The 23,264-nt window shown below is 50.0% G+C and carries 19 protein-coding genes; 8 read left to right on the top strand and 11 right to left on the bottom strand.

The annotated features are described in order from the left end of the window. Nucleotides 1-103 precede the first annotated feature (103 nt). Complete coding sequence (locus ACYVH9_RS27510) at nt 104-508, bottom strand: VOC family protein (protein WP_460639646.1); 405 nt, start codon at nt 506-508, stop codon at nt 104-106. Between the two features lie 161 nt (nt 509-669). On the opposite strand from ACYVH9_RS27510, the gene ACYVH9_RS27505 reads away from it, so the two are divergent. Further along, nucleotides 670-795: a hypothetical protein gene (locus ACYVH9_RS27505; protein ID WP_460639645.1), complete on the top strand. Its 126-nt coding sequence runs from the start codon at nt 670-672 to the stop codon at nt 793-795. A gap of 113 nt (nt 796-908) precedes the next feature. Here the strand turns inward: ACYVH9_RS27505 and ACYVH9_RS27500 are convergent, their stop codons facing one another. Next, complete coding sequence (locus tag ACYVH9_RS27500) at nt 909-1,841, bottom strand: alpha/beta hydrolase (protein WP_460639644.1); 933 nt, start codon at nt 1,839-1,841, stop codon at nt 909-911. Continuing rightward, complete coding sequence (locus ACYVH9_RS27495; RefSeq protein WP_460639643.1) at nt 1,838-2,419, bottom strand: hypothetical protein; 582 nt, start codon at nt 2,417-2,419, stop codon at nt 1,838-1,840. Before ACYVH9_RS27495 ends, ACYVH9_RS27500 begins: the two co-directional genes overlap by 4 nt. Before the next feature lie 510 nt (nt 2,420-2,929). On the opposite strand from ACYVH9_RS27495, the gene ACYVH9_RS27490 reads away from it, so the two are divergent. Beyond that, nucleotides 2,930-3,439 (top strand): hypothetical protein, encoded by a 510-nt coding sequence (locus tag ACYVH9_RS27490; protein WP_460639642.1) that lies wholly within the window; start codon nt 2,930-2,932, stop codon nt 3,437-3,439. A gap of 198 nt (nt 3,440-3,637) precedes the next feature. Here ACYVH9_RS27490 and ACYVH9_RS27485 read toward each other — a convergent pair whose 3' ends face one another. Both ACYVH9_RS27485 and ACYVH9_RS27480 read right to left on the bottom strand, forming a co-directional pair. Further along, nucleotides 3,638-4,282 (bottom strand): hypothetical protein, encoded by a 645-nt coding sequence (locus ACYVH9_RS27485; protein WP_460639641.1) that lies wholly within the window; start codon nt 4,280-4,282, stop codon nt 3,638-3,640. A gap of 5 nt (nt 4,283-4,287) precedes the next feature. Next, nucleotides 4,288-4,797, bottom strand: coding sequence for an RNA polymerase sigma factor (locus tag ACYVH9_RS27480; protein ID WP_460639640.1), 510 nt, complete (start codon nt 4,795-4,797; stop codon nt 4,288-4,290). 485 nt (nt 4,798-5,282) lie between these two features. On the opposite strand from ACYVH9_RS27480, the gene ACYVH9_RS27475 reads away from it, so the two are divergent. Next, nucleotides 5,283-5,705 carry a PLAT/LH2 domain-containing protein gene (locus ACYVH9_RS27475; protein ID WP_460639639.1) on the top strand — a complete coding sequence of 141 codons (423 nt, stop codon included), beginning with the start codon at nt 5,283-5,285 and terminating at the stop codon, nt 5,703-5,705. A 143-nt stretch (nt 5,706-5,848) separates the two neighbouring features. On the opposite strand, the gene ACYVH9_RS27470 is transcribed toward ACYVH9_RS27475, so the two are convergent. The 5 genes from ACYVH9_RS27470 to ACYVH9_RS27450 all read right to left on the bottom strand — a co-directional run bounded on the left by ACYVH9_RS27470 (nt 5,849) and on the right by ACYVH9_RS27450 (nt 15,475). Further along, complete coding sequence (locus ACYVH9_RS27470; RefSeq protein ID WP_460639638.1) at nt 5,849-7,600, bottom strand: SusD/RagB family nutrient-binding outer membrane lipoprotein; 1,752 nt, start codon at nt 7,598-7,600, stop codon at nt 5,849-5,851. Nucleotides 7,601-7,612: 12 nt separating this feature from the next. Then, nucleotides 7,613-11,194: a SusC/RagA family TonB-linked outer membrane protein gene (locus tag ACYVH9_RS27465; protein ID WP_460639637.1), complete on the bottom strand. Its 3,582-nt coding sequence runs from the start codon at nt 11,192-11,194 to the stop codon at nt 7,613-7,615. Between the two features lie 85 nt (nt 11,195-11,279). Continuing rightward, on the bottom strand, nt 11,280-12,323 hold the full coding sequence (locus ACYVH9_RS27460) for a FecR family protein (protein ID WP_460639636.1): 1,044 nt from the start codon (nt 12,321-12,323) through the stop codon (nt 11,280-11,282). 347 nt (nt 12,324-12,670) lie between these two features. Beyond that, a complete protein-coding gene (locus ACYVH9_RS27455) occupies nt 12,671-13,261 on the bottom strand; it encodes an RNA polymerase sigma-70 factor (RefSeq protein WP_460639635.1) in 591 nt (196 codons plus the stop codon). A gap of 321 nt (nt 13,262-13,582) precedes the next feature. Further along, nucleotides 13,583-15,475, bottom strand: coding sequence for a glycoside hydrolase family 2 protein (locus ACYVH9_RS27450; protein ID WP_460639634.1), 1,893 nt, complete (start codon nt 15,473-15,475; stop codon nt 13,583-13,585). A gap of 519 nt (nt 15,476-15,994) precedes the next feature. Between ACYVH9_RS27450 and ACYVH9_RS27445 the strand changes: the two genes are divergently transcribed. Next, nucleotides 15,995-16,486, top strand: a complete 492-nt coding sequence (locus tag ACYVH9_RS27445; protein ID WP_460639633.1) for a hypothetical protein — start codon at nt 15,995-15,997, stop codon at nt 16,484-16,486. A 955-nt stretch (nt 16,487-17,441) separates the two neighbouring features. Here ACYVH9_RS27445 and ACYVH9_RS27440 read toward each other — a convergent pair. Then, entirely contained in the window at nt 17,442-17,609 is a 168-nt protein-coding gene (locus ACYVH9_RS27440; RefSeq protein ID WP_460639632.1) for a hypothetical protein, read from the bottom strand. A gap of 27 nt (nt 17,610-17,636) precedes the next feature. On the opposite strand from ACYVH9_RS27440, the gene ACYVH9_RS27435 reads away from it, so the two are divergent. The 4 genes from ACYVH9_RS27435 (at nt 17,637) to glf (ending at nt 23,128) form a co-directional block, all read left to right on the top strand. Next, nucleotides 17,637-18,926 carry a sensor histidine kinase gene (locus ACYVH9_RS27435; protein WP_460639631.1) on the top strand — a complete coding sequence of 430 codons (1,290 nt, stop codon included), beginning with the start codon at nt 17,637-17,639 and terminating at the stop codon, nt 18,924-18,926. 466 nt (nt 18,927-19,392) lie between these two features. Further along, nucleotides 19,393-20,628 (top strand): glycosyltransferase family 1 protein, encoded by a 1,236-nt coding sequence (locus ACYVH9_RS27430; protein WP_460639630.1) that lies wholly within the window; start codon nt 19,393-19,395, stop codon nt 20,626-20,628. Further along, entirely contained in the window at nt 20,625-21,944 is a 1,320-nt protein-coding gene (locus ACYVH9_RS27425; RefSeq protein WP_460639629.1) for a family 1 glycosylhydrolase, read from the top strand. The genes ACYVH9_RS27430 and ACYVH9_RS27425 overlap by 4 nt, the downstream gene beginning before the upstream one ends. Nucleotides 21,945-22,021: 77 nt before the next feature. After that, the gene (gene glf / locus ACYVH9_RS27420; RefSeq protein ID WP_460639628.1) at nt 22,022-23,128 is read left to right on the top strand and encodes a UDP-galactopyranose mutase; all 1,107 of its coding nucleotides are present in this window, start codon (nt 22,022-22,024) and stop codon (nt 23,126-23,128) included. Nucleotides 23,129-23,264 lie beyond the last annotated feature (136 nt).

Below are 23,264 nucleotides of genomic sequence, written 5' to 3'. Positions count from 1 at the left end.
TACCCCAAGCTTACATGATAATGTTCCTCAGCGAAACGGAAGAATGTTCACCTAGCACCTGCCTAAAAGGTAGTTAGCATACAACTAAATTAGAAACTAGCCCCTAGCTATCAAACTTTTTAAGTGCCTCTGGGGTCACCGGCGTAAAGAAATTTACCAGATTACCATCCGGATCTCGGAACAGCAATGATCGGTTTCCCCAAGGCATGGTAGTCGGTTTCTGAACAATCATCTCCCCAAGAAATTCCGCTAATCGTTGGTACGCACTGTCAACATCATCCACCCGGAATTCAATAATGGCGGAGTGATTACTGGCGGCCTTAGCTACATCATCTCCACCAAATAGTTGCAAAGTACGTGTGCTCCCAATGGCTAACGTGGCCGAAGAGGTATGTAATTCGGCAAAATCATCCGTATACTGGGTCAATGGCTTACCAATTACCTGCTCGTAGAAGCGAACCAGGGGCTGAATGTCGGTGGTAATAATGCGAACGGAGACAAAATTCATAACCTATGTAAGTTTGTGTTGAATCATACAAAGTAAACTACGCCCATTGACAGCCGTATGTCAGTAGTGATTCACCTTTATTTTCAGTGTAACTGAGAAGGGAATGAAAGCCGCTGCAACGACGGAACGCACTAAGAATAGAAACCGAGTAGCCGGACCCATTGAAGATTCTTATTCTGGATCGCCTGACGGACGAAGCGGTAGATATTGATTGGCTGGCGGTGAAACTGGGCATGAGTCGTACCCAGCTTCACCGGAACTTTCGAAGGAAGGCTTTTTCAGTGTAATGCAGCAGGTATATACCGTGTGATTGAATGAGGGTTATGGCTCATTAACGAATTGCAAAACCTGTTTCATTCTTTGATTGTTGGAGCCGAAAGAAGCCCGCAAGCTGCAATCTTTACCGGAGAGCTTGGTTGGCCAGGTCCATAAAGGTAGTGGTTTGATTGGTTCGATCTTTGGCTGTAAGCCCTTCCCGCAGATTCAGACGTGTATAGACGTGCAAGTCCGAATCAATTATCTCAACGGCAATAGGACTACCATCAGCTTGTTTTGTGCCTCGAAAGATCAGCACCGCACTCACCGGATCAGCCGTCGGATCTTTCTTCGATTTGTAAACTTTTAACTGGCAGTTCGTCGGTAAGGTGATGCCCTGCTCTAGGTCTTTTCGAACTACAGTCAAGACTTTTTGCAATTGCTGCAAGGTTTCCTGAGGACGGAAGTGGTAGTAAACCTTATCCTCCGCTGCGGGTTGATCCGCTTCAATATAGCCCAGCATTGGCCCTACCACACCAACCAGTGACAAGGTCTTATCCGACGGAATCACAATTGGATCCACTAGCAACAGGTTACGCGGAGTAGGGCGCTTTGCAAAATATCCGGAAGCGACCATTTCCAGCAGCAGGGCCCCGCTCGTAGACGATCCTACCAGGCTAATGTTCTGGTAGCCAGCTTCGACTAGGGAGTCATACTCGGCCATAATGGCCAATTGCCAATCCTGCCAGCTGGCTTTTTTGAAGTCTTCATAGCTGCGGCCATGCCCGCCCAAAAGCACCTGCGAGAGATACACATCCGTTCGGTTACCCAGAAATGCCCGAAACTCATCCCATTCGAAGGTCGTGGCTGAATAGCCGTGGCAAGCGATAATGACCGGTTTTCGGGCCTGCTCGGGTGTGGGATTGGGAATGGCTTTTGAGATGAGGTACTTTTCCGGATTATAGATCGATGGATCGAACAGGGTGCCGCTATCCAGCATCGCAGGGGTAATAGCAGGCTCTTTGCCGCAGGCCAGCACCAACAAGCTCAGTAGTAAAAAGCAAAGCCACGTTTTCATGGTCGGGTTGTCGATTGATTCAAGAGGTTCCAAAAAATACTCATTTGCACAAAAACGGGATACAGGGTTCCGGGACCCGTTACGCCATTGCCTGTGATGAGGTTATAGCCAAGCGAGGCACCGATCTTTAGGGGAAAAGCCGGGCTGTAACAGAGTCCAGCTTCAGGTGAGACCAGGGGCGAGCTTTGGGGTAAATCCTTGAATATATCCTCCTCGTAGTGGGCTTTAAAGTAACCCGCATTCATTTTGACAAAGGGCTGAACTGTACGGGTTGGCCGAAAATGGTAGCTTGTGGAAAGAAGCAGGTTATCCTGTTTGATGGCATTCGAAAACAAAGCGGTTCCCAGCCGAGAGGTCACATAACTAGCCCCCAAGTAGAGACGGCTATGAACTAATTTCGGATGCGTGTACTGGAGGGTTAATCCGTTTTCGGTGTACAAATTGACGCTTTTTTGCAGCCGGATTCCTATATCTAATACCGAGCCGCTCCGGGCCGGTTGCAGGCGCTGTCCGAAAGCCGAGTGAACGATCAGCCAGCCACCATAAAGTGCAAGGTAAAAGAGTTGCCTGCGGGTCATACCTGAGGATTGAAAAGTGAAGGGAGGCAGCGATAGCCTATGGTGATACAACTACTGGTACTCGACAGAAATCTGGGTATGCCTCTTCATCCCGAGGGGTAAGGGGAGCCCCACATAGTTTGGTGACAATGCTATGAAATTTTCGCTACTTATGCTAACACGTTGGCTACCGACAGGGCGTGATTTACCGACTGCTGCTCACGTATTTTATCGGTTGTCTTATGCATAGAGGATCAGACTGAGCGAAATAATCACAAAAGAACCATTCTCCATGAGAAGAAGAGAACGAACTATAACGACGTAGCCTGCCATCAGATTCTACAAGTAATTTGTTGATTTGGCTACTTCGTTTTCTATACGCTAGTGATGGAAAGTGCTCCAAGCGTATTTTTTACGCAAAAAGGTACGCTTGGAGCGTTACTTACCACATCCTTATTCGTCTAAGTTTAAAGAGCATTACCTGTTTTCCTACTATATCCACCCATGATTTTTTTACGCGGAACATTTTTAATGATACTCGGATGGCTGCTGATTTCCAATCCTCTTCAAGCGCAGGACAACAGCTGGGCGGTTGGTTTTCGATTGGGCGAGCCAACCGGTGTAAACATCCGCAAATACTTCAGTAACGGTAACGGATTTGATTTCAACATTGGTACGTATGGTGGCCTCTACGGCAAGGTAAGAAAGTACCGCCAAGGCCGCTTTAACAATGTTGGACTGGCTTTTCAGGGGCACTACATTCGGCACGGGGAAGTCGGTCGATCCCAAACATTGCATTATTATTACGGCCTGGGGGCTCAAGTTTCGTCCAGACGGTATTTCCCAAATGATAAAATCAATCAGCCTACAAACTTCGAGAAAAACATTGGTTTAGGCGGTTCCGGAATTGTTGGGCTGGAATACTTTTTACCCCAAAAACCGTCCTCGATCTTTGTTGAAACGGGGTTATATGCGGAAGTTGTACCGGGGTTTCTTTTTTTTAATTTACAATCCGCCATTGGTGTGCGGTACAATTTCTAGTCTTTCGTGAAATGAAGCCAGGGGAGGCTTCATCGTTGCCACAACTGGGGAGCCACTATTGCTCCTTTACTACAGGTCGCTTCTTCGAAGAAACGGAACATGGAGTAAAAACCTATTGACACCGCAAACGCTTGACCGCTGTTTTCCCCAAGCCAAACAACTACCTGAAAAGTAGCTAACAGAACCCGTAGTGAGGGGCTACTTGGCAGTGCTGTATCCTTCAATTTCCTTGAGCATTTCCATCGATTTAATAACAGGATCCCATTCTTTCCCGTTAAAAATAAACCGAAACCAACGCTTCTGACGGTTTTCGTACGTAATATTGAAGAAGAGCCATAAGGCTATTCCTGAAAAAACGAGTGTTACGGCCCCTTGGGAAATTAACCAAGTGGGATGTTCAACCATGTTTTCCTGAATGCTAAACGTTGTCCAGACCGGAGCGTGCAAAAACATCAACCGGGAAATCAGTAGCGTCGAACTCTTTAACGAAGCCAGTCGGTGTTGCGTTTTAACCAAAGCTTCACTTAGATCGGTCTGAAAAATCAGCACGACCTGATACACATAAATTCCGATCACGATCGTAAGCAACACGACATGGATGGCGATCGAAAACCAGAAAAACGGACTTGCGTAAGCATACGTACGATAAAGGACAACGCTCAGAAACGTAAGCCAAATTATCCCAGCGATAATAGTGAAAATTTTCAGGGGTGCCATGGCACCCACCAGCGACTTGATTTTGATGAGCGTGATGGCTGCGGCATTTTGCCGGTTCAAAACAAGGTTTTCCTCCAGCTTTTGGTCATAGGACCGCCACAATGCGATTAAGTCTGATTCTTGCATGGTTGTTACGAATTTAATGTTGCAAATTTTTGCCTTAGTTGCTCTTTGATCCTGGCCACCTTCGTCGAAACATTAGAAGGCGTAATGCCAAGAATGTCCGCAATTTCGTGCTGACTCCGCTCTTCCAGGTAGAGCAGAATGAGTGCCCGATCCAACTCTTTCAATTCGCGAATGAAGCCGTGAAGCATTGCCAGATCGGAATCAATGTCCAATCGTTCCTCGTCGGTAATCAGACGGAGGATTTCAGTCGTTAGCGGTTGATTGAACTTGTCTCGGCTCGTCTGTTTGCGGTAAAAGGAAATGGAAACGTTCAAGGCGATACGATATAACCAGGTCGTCACCATGAATTTTTCATCGTAGTTGGGAAATGCCAGCCAGAGTTGTGCGGTAATCTCCTGAATGAGGTCTTTTCGGTTTTCTTTGTCCTGGCAATACGCGTTTGCCACTTTGTAGATTATGCCCTTGTTTGCCTCGATAACATGCAAGAAGTGGGTGGTATCTCGTGGAAGCGGCATAGGACATGCTGGTTGGCAACAGGGAAAAATAATGCTTACCTACAATTATTCGTAGCCCTCCAAAGAATGTCACAGAAATACCAGGTATTTTTTTGTAGCAAGGGTAAACTGATGACCAGCTACGGCAACTTTTTCCGCAGATCGCCCGATGGTTTGTGCGGGGGTAAAGCGCCAGGTTTTTTCAGGGCTGTAGACGGACGTATTATTTTTGATTTAGTTGTCCGGCTGAATTGATCAGGTTTAAAATGGCTTGCTATTCAGTACGCTAAGCCGCTTTTTCCTGTTCGCGAGCCCTACGTTGTCCGACCAAGGGAACGCTTTTTTGTGTTTCAGTCAAAAAGTTAACCGTTTGCTAAAACGTCTTCTTGTCAGGTTAATCAAACCCATATATTCGGTACGATACAATTCAATGGCAGGAAGCTTTTTAGCAGGAAGATTGCTCAAACGTTTTGAGCCTCAAAAATTTAACAACCTTATCCCTTACCATGATTACAATTCGAATTCTTCTCAAAACACCTCGTAAAAAAAAGGCAGGCACCGATGCTGATGTCCAGGCTGCGATCACCGCTTCGAAAGGAGGGATGGATTGGACCACACTGGACCAAAAATATGTCGATGATCGGGAACAGGGGAGCTATGACTACTACTCGTTTTCGCTGCCCCAGGATATTGGCATCGTTCAAGAATTAAGACTGCGGGTAAAAAGAGCGAATGAAGATGGCCCTGAATGGCTGTTGGAGTCCGCCTACGTTCACATAGTCAACAATTCTAATCTGTACAAATTCTACTATAATCAGTGGATCAATCCTACCTCCTATACGGAGTGGGTGGTTGTTAAGCTGACCAATCCCAAAATTTTGAATGTCCACAATACCGAATTTGGTCAACCCAGGCCCTATACCTTGTAATAGGAACTTGATTTGCCAAATTGGTTCGCAAGGCCAAATTCGACCCAGCACTCCCGACCATCGGATGCCCCAGGAAGATTGGTCTTTTCTTTTTCAGAACGAATAAGTGAAGGGAGTTGATCAACTCCCTTCCTTCGAGCGATCTACCAGGGCTTTCCTGTGCCCTGAATTAACCACATTTTAGCCCACTGATCATTGGTGGCCGGGCTTAACCGTTCAATGGCTGCCCGGGTGTTTTCCGGGTTGTAATTTTGATCACTTTCTCCGTAGATGTACCGTACAGGAATTTTGTTGCCCTGCGATCCATTGATAATATTGCCGCTGATCGTAGGGTAGCCTGTCCGGCGCCAGTCAAACCAGCTTTCCAGGGTGGAAAAGGTAGCCAGCCATTTCTGTTCCAGAATGGTTTGAAGCGGATTGGATGCGGCATTGAGTTCGACGGTCACCGCATTAAGATAGGCGGTTTTGTCAAAGGCGTTTAGCGCGTGCGTGTTGGGGTTATACACCTTTACATCGCCACTCGCAATTTTATATTGATCAAATGAAGCCGAAACCCCCTGTCGGAAATACTCCTGCGACGAACCCGAAATCCAGCCTTTTGTGGCGGCTTCCGCCAGGATGAAATGGACTTCGGCTGCCGAGATAAAAACGGTTTTCACCAGCGGATCGGTATTGGATCGGAAAATGGACCCCAGGTAAGAAACGAATGGGTTGGCCGCGCCACTGTTGTAAATGCTGCTCGAAAGGGCCACTGCCTGGGTACGATGACTGGCCTGGTTATTATTGTAACTGTCGGGCAATTCCATCGCAATTTTAAGGCCTACATAGAGCGAAGTATCAATACCGGTTTGGTAAGCTTTTAGGTAGCGTTTTACCTGCCCTTTTTCATCCTTACCAATCACCACGTCGGCTCCTTTATCGCGCACCAGCGTCTGAACCTCTACTGGTCTGAACCATACGGTTAGCCGGGGGTCTTTGCGGGATTTTAAATAATCCACCACCGTTGAAGCCGCTTTTACGCGGTAAAATTCCGAAAGATTGGTCATCACCAATGGTCCCATGGGCCAAGAGTCATTGACATTGGTTCCCGGAAATGATCCAGCGGCATTATCGGTGCTTTGCGTGAGGAGGGGGTAGGTAGCCGGGTCGGCAACCATGGCCCTGAATAAGCCGGGAACGTCAACGCCTACTTCCTTCATGGCCCCACTTTTTTCCGACAACCGCATCAAATACCGCAAGCGTAGCGAGTTTGCAAATTGCCGCCATTTCAGGGTGTTACCACCGAAGAGGATGTCGGCCGAGGTCATTACGGAAGATTTGACTGCCCCCGCCCTTTTTAAACAATCGTTGGCAACGTCGAGCTCTTTTAGCAAGCCGGCGAAAATATCGATCTGGCGATCAAAAACGGGTTGTAGATTGTTGGTGCCTTGGTTGGCCTGACTATACGGAATATCGCCCCAGGCCGAGGTCAGCGTGCCATACCAGTAGGCTTGCATGATTTTAGCGGTTCCCCGGATGAACAGGGAGTCCACATTTCCCGCAGCCCGCTGTTCCAAATAACTCGCATTGGCCAGCGGAACGTGCAAATTGCGGTAATCAAAAGAAGACGAAAGCCAGGAAAACTGGTTCGTGATGGCATACTCCAAAAAGTCCCGTTGGGTATATTGCATGGCTTCCGGGATTACCCGCTGCGTAATGTTGCCGGAAAAGGCCATATCGGCCATTTTGCGGGTCGATTCAGCCAGGACTGATGTCAACACATACGCGGGGTTCACTTTATCACCCGTCAGTTCATTGGGGTTGACATTGATTTCGGTAAGGTTTTGACAACCTGCCAGCAGAAACGTCAGGATTCCAAAGGCAAATCCGTTGGAAAATTTAATGCGCAGTTCCATCGATGGTTACGGTTAGAATTGAATGGAAAGTTTCAGGCCGCTTGAGAGCGTCCAGGGGTAGAAAGAAGCGCGGTCGTAACCGAGATGGTACTTGGCTGTTGCCGTGAACTGATCGTTGGTATTCATCATGGTTGATTCCGGATCGATGAAATTTTTGGCTTTCGTCCACAAAATCAGGTTGCGGACAAAGAATGACAGGGATAGCCCGCCCGCTCCAATACGGCGCGCAACGGTTTCCGGCAGCCGGTAGGCAACAGCCAACTCCCGGAGTTTGATAAAGGAGGCATCATAAATCCAACTCTGAACGCCACGGCTCCAGTACCCTGCACCGGGGTCGGCGATCAGGTCACTGCGGAAATACTTGGTGCCCGCTTCGCCAAAATTCTCGATGTACTCGCCATTACCGCCGGCCATAACACCCGGGAAAAAGGCTCCATTGGCAATGGCTCCGCCATACGCAAATCCGCCCAGTTCAGCATTTCGCCCCCCCACATACGTTAAACCGTTCATCCCGTTATACTTGTCCGGGTTGTTACGAATTTCTTCGGCGAGTAAAGCGTTGTTGCCGTTGAAAGAATTGTTGCTCAGGATTCCCGTGAAGGTGCTGGAGCCGTCACCTTTGTACCAACTGTCCTGCCTGCCGTCGCGGGTCAGGCGTTTCATGCTTTCCGAGTAATAGTCACCGCCCTGGCGCCAGTCGAAACTGGCTGAAAGGGTCCATCGTTTCACGGAAAGATTGGTTTGCAAACCCAGCATAAAATCAGGCATAACGTTGCCGAGCTTCGTGTTGGTGGGACTGAGTTGCACATAGCCGTTCCGATCCAGCAGAGGCCAGCCGGCGTATTTCCCTTCCTTTACCCGGACAACGTCGGGGCCCCATAAATCGCCTACCGTGCCGTTGAGGTCGGTTTGGCTGTAGATGTTATTTCTCGACCAGAACTGGAAGTTGCTTACCCCCACGGGCAGGGCCGTCAACTTGCTTCGTTCCCGGGTGAAATTGAACGTGACATCCCAGTTGACAGCGCGGGTTTGCACCGGAACTACCCGAAACGAAAGTTCAAGACCCCGATTCTGCACGATACCTGCATTGACGTTGGCCGAGGTAAAACCCGTCAGACCAGTGGCCGACATTTTCGTGATCTGATTTTTATTTTCAACCTCGTAATACGTGAAATTCAGCCCTACTCGTTTCTTAAAGAATGCCAGGTCGAAGCCGAGTTCCGACGAGGTAATGCTTTGGGGGAGGAGATTCGCAGTTGGGGTCGTTTGGGGGAGGGAATACAGGGTACTGGAGCCCCAGGTTGATTGGGTCAGTGTCGTGGCTAACTGGTACGGATCGGTATCTTTCCCCACCTTTGCCCATCCTCCGCGTAGTTTCAGCAGGGAAATGGAAGTAGGAAGTTTCAGCAGGTCCGAAACCACTACACTAAGCGACGCCGATGGATAAAAGTAAGACCGATTGGCCGCCGGAAGCGTACTGGACCAATCGTTCCGGCTCGTTACTTCCAAAAATACCGCATCTTTATAGCCGATGGAAGCCATACCGTACAAACTATTAATGCGTTTGTTGAATTTCTGAGCGGTGTAGGCAACGGAAGCCCGGTCAATATTGCTGGCCGTGTACAAGCCCGGCAATACATAACTCTGCCCGGTGATGGTGGCTAATGCATTGTTTTGAAAGAGCAGGTTGCCACCAACGGAAGCATCAAACGAGAATTGATTGATGGTTTTCTTGTAGTTGAGCAAAAAGTCGGTGTTGATTTCCTGGTAACTCCGGGAAATATGAGAATAGCCTCCTTTAGGAACCGCTTTTTCGGACAAAGCGGTTCGATTATCCGTGACATACGATTCATTAAAACCCCCGATCCGGGTCATCAGGCTTAATCCCTCCACGATATCCCAATCCAGTTTGATGTTGCCGTACGGGCGGATTTTTCGGAAGGTGTTAATATTTTCGTGAACTGTAAACCAGGGATTATTAAAGCCGTTCGACCAAACGTTTTGTTGAACGGTTGGCTCCTTCCAGTAGTCTTTTAATGCATGAATGTCCAGCCAGTTCGGGGTGAAATACAAGTCTTCATACGGATAGTTGTCATAAGAGAGCCCCCGAAAATTATCCGAACCCGAATTCAGGTAATTGAAATTGGCTCCGATGCGTAGACGATTGGTAAAGTTGTAGGTAGCCGAAAGGGCAATGGCATTCTTCCGTAGGTTGCTTTCCGGATAGATTCCGGTACTCCGTGTGTCGGAAAGAGAAAGGGAAAAGCTCAGCTTTTCATTGGTATTCGATAGGGTAATGTCGTTCACCCAGCCGTTCCCTTGCCTGGCAAAATCCCGAACGTTATCGGGATGCGGCTCGAGGGGCAATGCCTGCCCATTGGTGCCAAACCGGGCCACGGAAGTACCCATTTCGGGTCCCCACCACAAATTACTGGTCTGATCAAAGTTGCCATTGGCACCCGTGGCAAAGCGTTGCTGGAGGGGAACAAACCGGTAGGGAACGGTTGCTGTGAACGCAGAATTAACACTGACACCTAATCCTTTTTTCCCTTTGTTGCCACTTTTTGTGGTGATAAGCAGAACCCCGCTGCCGGCCCGGGAGCCGTACAGAGCGGCTGCACTGGGGCCTTTCAATATGTTTACACTTTCAATGTTATCGGCGCTCAGGTCGGAAAGCACACTGACATCGGTACCCGTCGGCAGGCCGTCCACCACAATCAAAGGGGAATTATTACCGGATAGGGAAGTGTAGCCCCGGATCAAAATCATGGGATCGCTGTTGACGTCCGGGGTGGTATTGATCACCCGCACACCCGAAACTTTTCCCGTGAGGGCGTTGACGACGTTTTCTTGCGGCACCCGGGTTAGTTCCTCACTTTTTATTTCCCCAACGGCATACCCCAGGGCTTTGGTTTTTCGCTGCACCCCCAGGGCTGTTACGACCACTTCGTCCAGGGCTTGATTGGATTGAAGTAATTTCACCGCAATCGCCGACTGGTTTGTAATCACCAATTCCTGGGATTGATAACCCACAAAAGAAAAAATCAACGTAGTGGATTGGTCCGGAATCGTCAGGCTAAACCTACCGCTTTCATCGGTAGTGGTCCCCCGCTGCTGTCCTTTCACCAGGATGCTCACACCGGGTAAAGGCTCCTCTTTTTCATCTTTTACCACCCCCGTCACCTGCCGTTCGGCAATCCGTTCTACGGCTACTGCGGGCTGCAGAAGGGTTTCGGACGCGGGTTCAATGGGTAAGCTCAATATAATGCGGTTCCGGATCATTTTGTAATTGATTCTATCCGGTAGAAATAGCTCTTCGAGGAGCTGAGCCAGGGTCTTTTCTGTTGCATCAATGGTAACTTTTCGGTTGAGTGGGAGGGAACGGGAGCTATATACGAAACTCACACGTACCCGCTTTTCCAATTGGCTCAATACCGTTCTGATTTCTGCTTCTTTTACCTGCAGATGTACTTTGCTATGCAAGACGTCCTGGGCATAAGGGGCGGCCAAGGTTCGATACCACGACAACGACGGGAGCAACATCAGGGCAATGAGCATCACCCGATAAGACGTTGTAAGTCTTATTTCGTTCATATAAATTATGTTAGGGGTTAATTGATGCGAACTACAAGGTTAGTATGGGTGTGTATAGTCGGAAACAAAGTTTGTGCATAGAAAACTAGGGGCGAGCGGAAGAGCGGCAGCTCCCTCCCTTTATCATAACCCCGTCCTGACTCACGAAATACCGGGCGCTCAGGGCTGTTACAATCATTTCCAATTGAACCGGTAGCGGTTCGTTCGATAAATCAGCCGTAATAGGGCAATTGAGCATGTCCGGTTCATCAACTTGAATAGGAACTCCATAGGTTTCTTCCAGGCGCTTCAGGACGCCCCGCAATGGGCTGTCATTGAATACAAACGTTGCCGCAGTCACTGCCTGTGGGCCGATGGGTTTTGAATCGGTTGCCAGACTCGTTACCAACTCTTTTTTTAAAGGCTGGAAGGTCGCTTTCAGGTTTGCCGTTAGGAAAACGCTTTGATGGGGGAGCGGAGGGGCGGTTGAGGTTGTGGTAACGACATTAACCTGCACCTTACCGGTATGGACCTCTACTTCCGTTTCGCCGGAAACTGGATCCGATGTAATGGTAAATTCCGTACCCAGTACCCGGGTAGTGATGACATCCGTTTTTACCATAAACGGAACCGCAGGATTTTTGGTGACGGAAAAAGAAGCGTTTCCTGTCAAATCCACGGTTCGTAGTGTTGTGTTGAAACTCGCTGGGTAGCGCAGGGTTGCTGCGGGTTCCAGAACCACCCGACTCCCATCGGGCAAGGTAATGGAGCGAGGCTTGTCCGAACGATTGATTTCCAAGACGTCGGAGGAAATGCTGCGGTTGGAGACCGGAGTGGTCCCGGATGGCCACTCCATCAGATAGACCGTCAAGCCCATCATAAGCAACAGCACTGCGGCTGCGGCATACACGAAGGTTTTTCGGAAGCGAAACACGGAAGGTTGCGTAACTGGATCCACCTTATCGATTCGGTCAATGATTCGCTTCCAGACTTGTTCCTGACTGTTTTCCCGGCGAGGAAGGGTGTCGGTTTCGGGGTCGTCCAGTGAGTCATACCAGATATCAATCATGGACTGTTCCTGAGAGGTTGACTTACCCGTACGAAAGCGGGTAAGCAGTGCCAGAAAACCTTTCGTAAAGAAATGCCGCATGGTTGAGACCGGGTTTATAAGCAAGACGTTTTAGAACCGGATCACCGCAACTTTTACGAAAAATTTTATCGCAGCCTGTTTTTGGCTACCCAAACGGGAAGGTATGTAAAGAACCGGGTTGGTCAGAATAGGAAGATATAATCGTGGGCAATGCGTTGGTTGTTAGAAGGGTAGGTTTTTGGCTTCACCGTTTCCTTGATGCTGACCTGCACCAAGGAAACGGTACGATTTGATGAGGTGCCTGGCTTCAGCGATCTTCCTGTCCTCCGGTTTTCCTGGTAGCAAACGGTTGCCGTATGAACGAAATGGTAGAAAGTCGGCATCCCTAAAAACCGTCTTTTGTTAACTTAAAGCCAATACAAAATTAACCAGAAAGGCAGAAAGTCTTTCAACGCCACCCGCATACTACGCAGGGCTGCGGTTATGTGGTACTCGACGGTTCGTTTCGGAAGGATGAGCAGCGAGGCTATTTCCTCGGCAGATCGATTTTCCAGACGATTGAGAATAAAAATAGTCCGGGTCTTTTCGGGCAGGTTATCAATTCCACGTTCGATGGCTTGCTTTAAGTCATTGAACGTAAGAATATCGTCAGTGAAATTGGTGAATGGCTCCCCCAGACGGGATGCTTCATGGATAAAATTCTGCCGTACCAGCTGGGCTCGAAAGTAATCCAGCACTCCATTCCGGACGGCACGAAACAAATAACTTCGGAGATCTTCAATGGCCAGTTTATGACGTTTTTCCCACAAATTGACAAACACCTCCTGAACAATTTCTTCCGCTATTTCTTCGGAATGGATTTTTCGAAAAGCCATTCGGTATAACCCCTCCTGGTAGCGGTCATAGATGTGCCGAAACGCTTTTTTATCGTCCCGTTGAATACCCGAGACCAAGTCTGCATCAGTTCGCTGGAAATGAGTCATTTCATGATTCCGCATTTAGCTTCCAAACAGTTGGGAGTAAGAACTAATTACGAGTTTTGGTGTCGAGGTAAGCAAATTTCCTTGTACTACAAGTACGGAAAAAAAGATAAAAGTACCCTGCTCGCCCGTTATTTTGACGCAATAATTTCCATCGGCTTTGGTTGATGAAAACCTGTAGAGATGAAATTTCTGTGCTTGGAGCGGCCCCTTAGGCCGCAGTCATGTCAATTATCCCCTTTCCGGTTGCTGGCAGGAATTATGCTGGTCGAAAGGATGGTTTGGGCACAGAATGAGATTGAAGGGGATTGAAGTGAGTGAGAAATAGCTTGGTTTGGCTTACCTGCCAGGGTCAGAATCGGGTGCCGGGGCTACCGTACTTGAAGCCCTTCCCTCATGATGCACGACGAAAGGGTTGCTGGTTCGGGAGTTGAGCAATCCGGGTGGTACGGTCAATTCGCCCGTTTTGGGATCAACCAGACCATTTTTTTCGTCTTCGATGTTGGTGGCCTGGGTGTAAATATCACCCGCAATGTCGTGTTGCCGCACGGCCTGTTTAAAAAGTCGAATCCGGTTGGCCCGTTCTGAAGAATCCGCGGGACCGCCGTAATCGGCAAATCCAAAACCACCCCATTCGCTAATGACAAAGGGAACCTGTCGTCGGTAGAAAAAGGGGTCACCTACCACCAGCGGAAAAGCCGCTACGCCCGAGAGTTCACCCGACGACAGCCGGTGGAGTAGCTCATTCCAGCGCTCCAGGTCGGGCGTGTAAAGGTGGGCTGTCAGCAAATCCGATTTCAACCGGCCTTCAAACGAAACATGCTGCCAGCCATCATTATCCACCACCAGAAACTGCGGATAAGCGAGTTGCATGTAATGATACATATCCATTATGTATTGGCGCGTCTCCGGATTGGTCGCCACATCCTGTGCTCCCCAGTCCTCATTATAAAGGCTCCAGATTACCACCGAAGGATGCGTGCCGATCAGGGCAACCATGCGAAGGAGTTCAGCGCGGTGATTTTCCCGACTGCGAGGAGTTGAAATGTGCGTGCTGGGGACTTCTACCCATAACAGCAACCCCAGTTCATCGGCCAAATTATAAATGCGGGGATCAACACCTGCAATGTGTACACGTATCAGGTTACAACCCAATTCTTTCATCGCCCGCATATGCTGCTGCATTTCCTCAAAGGTCGCCGTACCGGGTTGATATAGAATACCGTCCAGGTAAACAGGTTCGTTGTTCAGGTAGATATAGCGGCCACGGGCTTCTATTTTTCGCAGGCCAAAATGGGTCTCAATCTGGGCTGCGTACCCTTCCTGGTCAATCAGTTGTGCGACGAGTTTATAGCGAACGGGATTTTCCGGCGACCAGAGCTGGGCCTGGTCCAGATCCAGCACGACGCGTTGTTGCTTTTGGCCGGTTTCCAGGCGTAGTGGATAATCGGAAGCCCCTAACAGCGTGTTGGTGTCCGGCGTAAACGCTTGCAGCCGCAGGGTATAATCGCCCGGATCATGAATCCGGGTAGTCACGCTAAACCGAACAAGCCGGTCTTCTACAATGCTCACGACCCCCACACGTGACCGTAGCCGGTTCCGTTCGACGGTTTCCAGCCACACACTGCGGACGGCACCCGTGTAGGTTTGGTACCATATGCCACCCCGTTTGTACACGTGCGACTCTTGTTTTCCCCGCGGAATTTCGGCGTCCATCGTGTCGGCAATACGCACCGTAAGCCGGTTGGCTGGACGCAGGTATTCTTCCGGTAATTCGTAGGAAAATGACGTATATTCCCCCAGGTGTGCTTCTTCGTTTTCGATCGTACGGAGAGGATGGCCATTGAGCCAAACCCGGGTTTCGTAGCCACAGGCTCCAAAAGTTAACTGAATCATCGAACGGGCGGGTGATTCGCTGCGCGGAGGTAAGGCAAACTCCCGTTCATACCAGGCCACCACCTTGTCCTGCCAGCTACCTGGCCTAAGTTGATCGTGTGCCTGAGCAAGATGCTCCTCCACGGATCCGGGCCAGTGGGCCGTAATAGAATAGGCGTGGCCCAGGTACCAATGATCCACCAGGCCCCGGTCGTCAGGGTCAAGGGCGAAACGCCACTCACCATCCAGGAGCAAATAATCGTTAGGCCGTAAAACGGCTCTGGGAAGCAGATTGATGGCTTCGGTGGTCTCAGAGCGGCTGGCCGAAAAACTCGTATTCGGTTTCTTTACCTCCATATTTTCAATGTATTGCAAAATCGTCGTTGAAGAACATTTTTCGGGCTTCCTTAAAAGGTTCATTCAATGACTAGCGTGCAGAAGCACGGATGACCGAGCTGTGGATACCCTCCTTCGATCAGCCAATTTTTCGTTGAGCATGAAGCGCCTAAGTAGGGCTGCAACCCTCGGGCAAGCGCCTGGTTGAGCGAAGGTTTCCGTTTTCCACCAAAGATGTCTTCGCGGTTTACCTGAACATTCATTCAAAGGGCGTTATCCATAGCAAATCGATCTTGAAAGAACCGTTGCACCTTCAAAAGAGCAGTTGACACCGGGAATGGATACAACAGCAAGCGGGCTGGTGGGATTGATTAGGGATCAAAAAATGAGAATTTGGCCCAAACCGTTTTCCCGGATGGTGAGGTCAATCGTGTTTAAACATACCAGGCCGAATCCTCACTCTTTGGCAGGTTGCCCACCATCTCGCCATGCTTACCGGTTGTTTAATTTTCAATAACGATTTAACGTCAAAACGAAGCAATGAAAAAGCTAATCATAGCGGCAGCGATACTGATTGCGTCGACCACACTGCCCACACGTGCGCAATCAACATCGGCCCAGAGTTCATCCGGCCAGCAACGGACGGGAGCGAGCGGGAGTGGCCAGGCCAGTGGATCGACCGGCTTGAATCCGGGCGCCACCCAACAAACCACTGGCTCGGACAAGAAAGTCCCCGGTGCATCCGGACAAACCTCCGGAACAAGCGGGCGAACGGGCGCAGGCACTCGGCTGGGAAGCCAGCATACATCCGGGGCCGCCAGCACGATTGAGCCATCCAATACGGGTTCGGCTTCTGGGCAGCAGGGGCGGAACCGACGCTCAGGAACCCCCTCATCTTCAGCCGGGAATTCGGGGACGGGAAGTGAAGAAACGGGTTCGCGCACGAACAAGAAGCCGAAGCGATCTCAGCCGAACAGCAGCTCATCCGAAACCCGTTCGGGCGAATCGTCCCGAAATGGCTCCCAACGATAAGAGAAGGTTTCCGATTTGATGTCGGTAGTGACCGTGGCCAGCGTGATGAACACGGTTTTTTTACGCAATCCGAAAAATTTGACGCTCGACAACGTATGAATTGATTTATGGGGGCTTTGGCTGGAAAGCCCGGGTCATCGCACTATCCCACTAGTTAGTCCCCATTTTACCGATTGGATCTTGGCCTATAGATTCATCGTGATCAGATTCGAACGGCTGCCCCTGCTTCGCCAACGCCGGGCTTCTTGTACACCCCAATGCCGGCGGGTGGGAGTGTTGATGATGGGGTTCGTCAGTGGTTGAAGAAGGAAAAACGATCATCAAAAAGCAAGAGTGAGTAACGTGAGATGACCAGTTCAAAGTTTATTTTAAGAAATAACCAGGAGCGATTGATGGTTTTTCAAAAAGACGCCCGTTGCCTTAGGTGTTTTTCGCGGCAAATTTGTCTATAGGATAGGGCCTGAATGGGCTGTTAATAGAGTTGGTAGGTAAACAGGCCCAGCCGTAGCTGGGCTTTGTTTTTGCCCGCTGATGCAGGCTTGACGATTCGGTTTGTACATGCTATCGCTTAGACTTGGAGTGACCTGTTTGCATCGCTTTAGGATGGCCTCCTTGCTCGAAACTCCTTAATCAGAACTCTTGATGAGCCTCTATCGGCCCCACTACGTGCCGCCTGCCACCATTCAGTGCCTGTAGTTTGTAAAAACCTTGCTGACTTTTCCGGATAGCAAGCCGCTTATTCGAACGTATATGCTGGTAAATACATATCTTGCCCCTGGTTTCAGTCCCAAGTTGGGTATCCGCTGCCTCTGTTGGTGCTGACCGGATTTAACCCTTGTCACCTTAACCCGTATCCCTGGCAGGAGCCTCGCAGATGCATACGCCCGATTCAGTCGCCGATAACCTGGCTTTTTATCCGCTCTTGATCAATGCCATGCCCGGCAAGGTGCTCGTGTTACAGCCGGATGCCCCCAAGTTTACCATCGTTGCTGTTTCGGATGAATACCTGCTCGCCCTGGGCCTGCAACGCCAGGCCCAGGTGGGGAGTGGCGTCTTTGAGCTCTTTTTCCAGGACGAGCGGAACCAGGCTGTCGCCCAACACCTCCGCCAGTCGCTGACTCAAGTACTTCAAAGCAAACAAATCCAGCTCATGCCTACGCTGCGCCATTGGTGGCCTAATCCCCAAACCGGGGTTTCAGAATGGCGCACCTGGCGATCAGTCAATAAGCCTGTCCTGGGACCAGGTGATGAATTACTTGGGATCATTCATTCCGTCGAGGACATCACGAACACTGTGCAGCAGATTGAGCTGGCCGAGGCCAACCGGTATTTACAAACCATCATCAATGGTTTTAAGGAACCTCTGCAAGTCCTCACGCCTATTTTTGAGAACGGCGAAATTATCGACTTTTACTTTACATTAACCAATCAGGCCTATGCCTCTTATGCAAACACGACACCCGAACAATTGCAGGGCAAGCGGGTGGGTGAGGTGTTTCCCGGTTATCTCCAAACAGAGAGCTTTACCAACCCGGTGATTACCTTTACTACGGGACAGTCGATGACTTTTGAGATCCACTACGATCAAGATGGGCTGGATCTGTATAACTTAATGAGTACCAGCAAACTTGGCGAGCAGGTTGTCATTCATTTCACTGATTTTACCCGCTTGAGACACTTGCAGCTTCAGTTGGAAAACAAGATCGAGGAATTGAAGCGTTCCAATGACAATCTGCAGCAGTTTGCCTATGTAGCTTCTCATGATTTGCAGGAGCCTTTGCGCAAGATCCAGCAGTTTGGTGATCTGCTTAAAAATAGTTTTGGAGAACAGCAAATCACAGGCATTGCCCATTTGGAGCGGATGCAATTGGCCGCCGGGCGCATGTCGGTACTCATTCGGGATCTGTTAACCTTTTCACGCATTGACACTTTGCCTGTTGCCCCGCAATGGGTTTCTCTCTCTACGGTAGTCGCTCAAAGTTTGACGGATTTGGAACTGATCGTGGAGGAAACCGGAGCAGAGGTAGAGATCGGTAGGCTTCCCACGGTGTTGGGAGATCCCGTGCAACTGGGGCAGCTATTTAGCAATTTGCTCTCGAATGCACTAAAGTTTCGACGGCAAAGCCAGGTGCCGGTCATCACCATAAATACCCGGCTGGTAGGGGTCCAGGAGTTGCCGCCCAGCCTGGAAGTAATGGGAGGAACATTAACGTATCATCTCATTGAGGTAAAAGATAATGGCATCGGTTTCAATGAGAAATACACAGACCGTATTTTCCAGGTTTTCCAGCGTCTGCATAGCAAGCAGGAGTTTGCCGGGACGGGGATTGGTTTGGCTATTTGCCAGAAAGTAGTGGCTAATCACGGGGGGGCGATCACGGCCCACAGCTCCCCGGGGGACGGGGCTACTTTCCTGGTTTTCCTGCCGGTTAAAGCGTAAGGAGTTACCAGGCGCTGCTGGTCGTTCTGGGAACGTGATGATTAGCGTGCGATGACCGCATCCAGCCGGTTTTTGAACTCCATAATCTACAATCAGACTGCTAACCAAGATTGCCGTGCCAAAGAAACCGTGGCATTTCAAAGGCGCGGTATAGTACGTTTGGTTTACCCTCGCTCACCCGGTATAGCTACTCACCCGTCCTTACTTCAAGGCCGTTGTGTTACGTCCGTAGGTCTCTTACGGCCAAAAAAGATGCAAATGGGCCGACGATCAAAGCGCCAGAGCCTTTGTTTTTCATTAAAGCCGTCCGGCATAATGTGGCCGTTTTATGGGCCGCTTCCTCACTAAAAATGATCCCTTATCTACTATTGCCATCCGCTCTGGTTTAACGGATACACACAACGCCCCATGACCCTCTGAACAGGGGTTGGAAGAGCCGGAATGCGAACCCATTAACACAAACAGCATGTCTAATCATCAAACTAGAACGGGCACCCAAGCCGGTCCTCCGCAATTAGTTAATCTTTACGTATCGGAGCTCGAAACACCAACTTCATCACCATCAGAAATCAACGATCTACTTTGTTTCTCTCACTTGCGCTGGAACTTTGTTTACCAGCGACCTCAACACCTGCTCAGTTGTGCCAGTCACCATTACCGGGTCTGGTTTTGGGAAGAACCCGTGGAGGATGATCGTGCCTGGCTGGAAGTTCGTCAAATTCAGACTCAGATGAACGTGTTGGTACCGCATATACCCGCCAATACCGATGCCGATATGCGAGCCATCCTGCAACGGCGGTGGTTGGATGATTTTTTAGCTCAGCAACAAATTTCGGAATTTATCGCCTGGTATTACACCCCCATGGCCCTTGAGTTTTCCGGACACCTCCAACCGCGACTAACGCTTTACGATTGCATGGATGAGCTATCGGCTTTTCACGGTGCACCACCGCAATTACGGGAGTGCGAAAAGCAGTTAATGCAGCGGGCCAAGCTCGTTTTTACCGGTGGAATAAGTCTCTTTGAAGCCAAGCAGAACCTGCATCCATCCGTGCACGCCTTTCCCAGCAGTATCGACAATCAGCATTTTGGGCAGGCGCGGCAGGGGCTCGTCGATCCCGCTGATCAGCAAGCGTTTCCCTATCCGCGCATTGGCTTTAGTGGCGTCATTGATGAGCGACTGGATGTAGGCTTGCTGCGCGAATTGGCCCAGAAACGACCCGACTGGCACTTTGTCTTATTGGGGCCTGTTGTCAAGATCAATCCCGAAACCTTACCGCAGGGCCCTAACCTACACTATTTAGGCATGAAGCCCTACGAAGAATTACCGGCCTATTTCAGCAACTGGCAGGTAGCGCTGTTACCCTTTGCACTCAACGAAGCAACCCGGTTTATCAGTCCGACCAAAACGCCGGAATACCTGGCCGCCGGCCTTCCAGTTGTGTCAACACCGATTCGCGATGTGGTTACTACCTATGGCGGGTATGCCCCGGTCTGGATCGCTGGTACCGTTTCGGCCTTTGAAAAGGCAATTGAAGAAGCACTCCAAAGCCATACTGCCAAGGATTGGTCCGAAACAGATGCCTTGTTACAGCAGCAATCCTGGAAACAAACCTGGAAAGCGATGCACGAGCTCATGGAAAGCCAGTTGCTTACTCCCCGTGGTGCTGCAATAGCCGCCCCAAAAGCAATTGTTCTATGATGGGGCAAACGGAGTCTGCAACACCCCAAAAAAAGGTGTTGCAACCGTTAGCGCTATGGGGTGGCATTGAGTGTACCGTCAACCGGGTAGGGGATACGTATCAGGATCAACTCAGGCGCAACGGGCATCATCATCGCTGTGAAGATTTAGATCAACTTGCAGAGCTGGGAATAAAAACGCTCCGGTATCCCCTACTTTGGGAGCGAACGGCGCGGTGTCATATCGACCAACCCGACTGGCAGTGGGGCGATGAGCGTTTAAACCGACTGCGGCAAGTAGGCATTCGGCCCATTGTGGGGCTGGTGCACCACGGTTGTGGTCCTGATTATGCTACCTTTGCCGGAACGGGATTTGAGCAGCAGCTGCCCCAATATGCCCGCCAGGTTGCCGAGCGGTATCCCTGGGTAGACGCTTATACGCCCGTCAACGAACCCCTGACAACAGCCCGGTTTTCAGGTTTATACGGGCATTGGTACCCACATGCTCATTGTCCAAAGGAGTTTATTATCCTTTTGCTTCGCCAATGCAAGGCGACCGTACTGGCTATGCAACAGATCCGTGAGGTAAGGCCCGATGCGCAGCTGATTCAAACCGAGGATCTGGGCCAGACGCACAGTACGCCAACGCTGGCTTACCAGGCCGAGTGGGAAAATCACCGCCGTTGGCTAACCTGGGATTTGTTATGTGGTCAGATGACGGTGGATCACCCGCTCTGGGATTACCTGAGTTGGATTGGAATTCCGAGCCGTGATTTGCTTTTTTTTAGGGATAATCCGTGTCCACCATCCGTCATTGGCGTTAACCACTACATTACCAGTGAACGGTATCTGGATCAGGAGACCTGGCAATACCCGGAACACCTCCGGGGCGGCAATGGGCAACATAGTTACGTGGATACCGAAGTGGTGCGGGCATCTCCTGACCAGCGTATCGGATTGGCGGGTCTGCTGCAGCAAACCTGGGAACGCTATCGTTTACCCATTGTCGTTACCGAAGCCCACCTGGGCTGTACGGTTGATGAGCAAATGCGCTGGCTGATGGATATTTGGCAGCAGGTAGAGCAGGTCCGGAAAATCGGTGTCGATGTGCAGGCCGTCACGGCCTGGGCCTTGCTGGGTTCTTACGACTGGCATTGCCTGCTCACTCGCCAGGAGGGCTTTTACGAGCCGGGGGCTTTTGATGTCAGTACGGGCCAGCCGCAAAAAACGTTGTTGGGGGAGCTCATACAGCGACTCGCTACGGGCCAGGGACCCGGAAATATAGTCCCCGCCGGATTGGGATGGTGGCAGACCATCCCCCAAACAAGCTGGGTTTGAACGTCAACCCGGTACCTTGATGAGGTACCATTACCCTGTTTTTACAAGTTCTTTTCACACACTACTTGACCGTTTACATGCATTACGATTATGTTATTGTTGGAGCTGGCTTTGCTGGTAGCGTATTGGCTGAACGTTTGGCAACGCAGGCTGATAAACAAATTTTACTCATCGACAAACGTCCCCACATCGGAGGAAACGCTTACGACTGCCTGAATGAGGACGGAATTCTGATCCACCAATATGGCCCGCATATCTTCCATACCAATTCACCTGAAGTGATGGCTTACTTATCGCAGTTTACGGAATGGCGACCCTACGAACACCGGGTGCTGGCCTCGGTCGAGGGCCAGTTACTGCCAATTCCCATCAACCTCGATACCGTCAACCGCTTGTATGGCTACAATTTTACATCCGATCAGTTGGAGGAGTATTTTAAAACCGTTGGCGAACCGATTGATGACATCCGAACGTCCGAAGATGTGGTCGTGAGTCAGGTGGGGCGGGATCTGTACGAAAAATTCTTTCGCGGGTACACCCGAAAACAATGGGGCGTTGATCCTTCAGAGCTTGATAAGATGGTCACCGCCCGTATTCCAACCCGTACCAACCGGGACGACCGTTATTTTACCGACCAATTTCAATGTATGCCGCTGCTGGGTTACACGAAAATGTTTGAAAAGATGGTTGATCATCCCAACATTCACCTGATGCTCAACACCGACTTTAAAGCGGTAAAATCGAACCTGTCTTATGAGCAGTTAATTTACACCGGTCCCGTCGACGAGTATTTTGATTACTGTTTCGGTAAACTTCCGTATCGCTCGTTGCGGTTCGATCACCAGACGCTCGAGGTGAGTGATTTCCAGCCGGTTTCGGTGGTTAACTACCCCAATGATCACGCGTATACCCGTATTACAGAGTATAAGAAGTTAACCGGGCAGATCCATCCCAAAACGAGTATCACATTTGAATACCCCCAGGACGAAGGAGATCCGTATTACCCCGTACCGCGGCCCGAAAATGCCGCGCTTTACCGGCAATACAAACAATTGGCGGACGAGCAATCGTCGGTTCATTTTGTCGGACGGTTGTATAATATGGACCAGGTCGTCGCGCAGGCCCTGACCTTGTACAAGAAGCTTGCCGGTTTAGCCTCGTTTCACGAAACGGTGGCCAGTTAGATGCAGGGTCTTTCACCGATACACCCCATGAAGGGGGTGTGGTGGATCCATCTGGTCAAACCCAAGCGCCAGCAGGTCCGCTGTCGGATTATCAATTAATCTGGTTTGGCCCGATTGATAATCAAACAAAAAGACG

The sequence above is a fragment of the Larkinella harenae genome, assembly GCF_054780515.1.
This window is presented reverse-complemented; position numbering and strand designations above follow the sequence as displayed.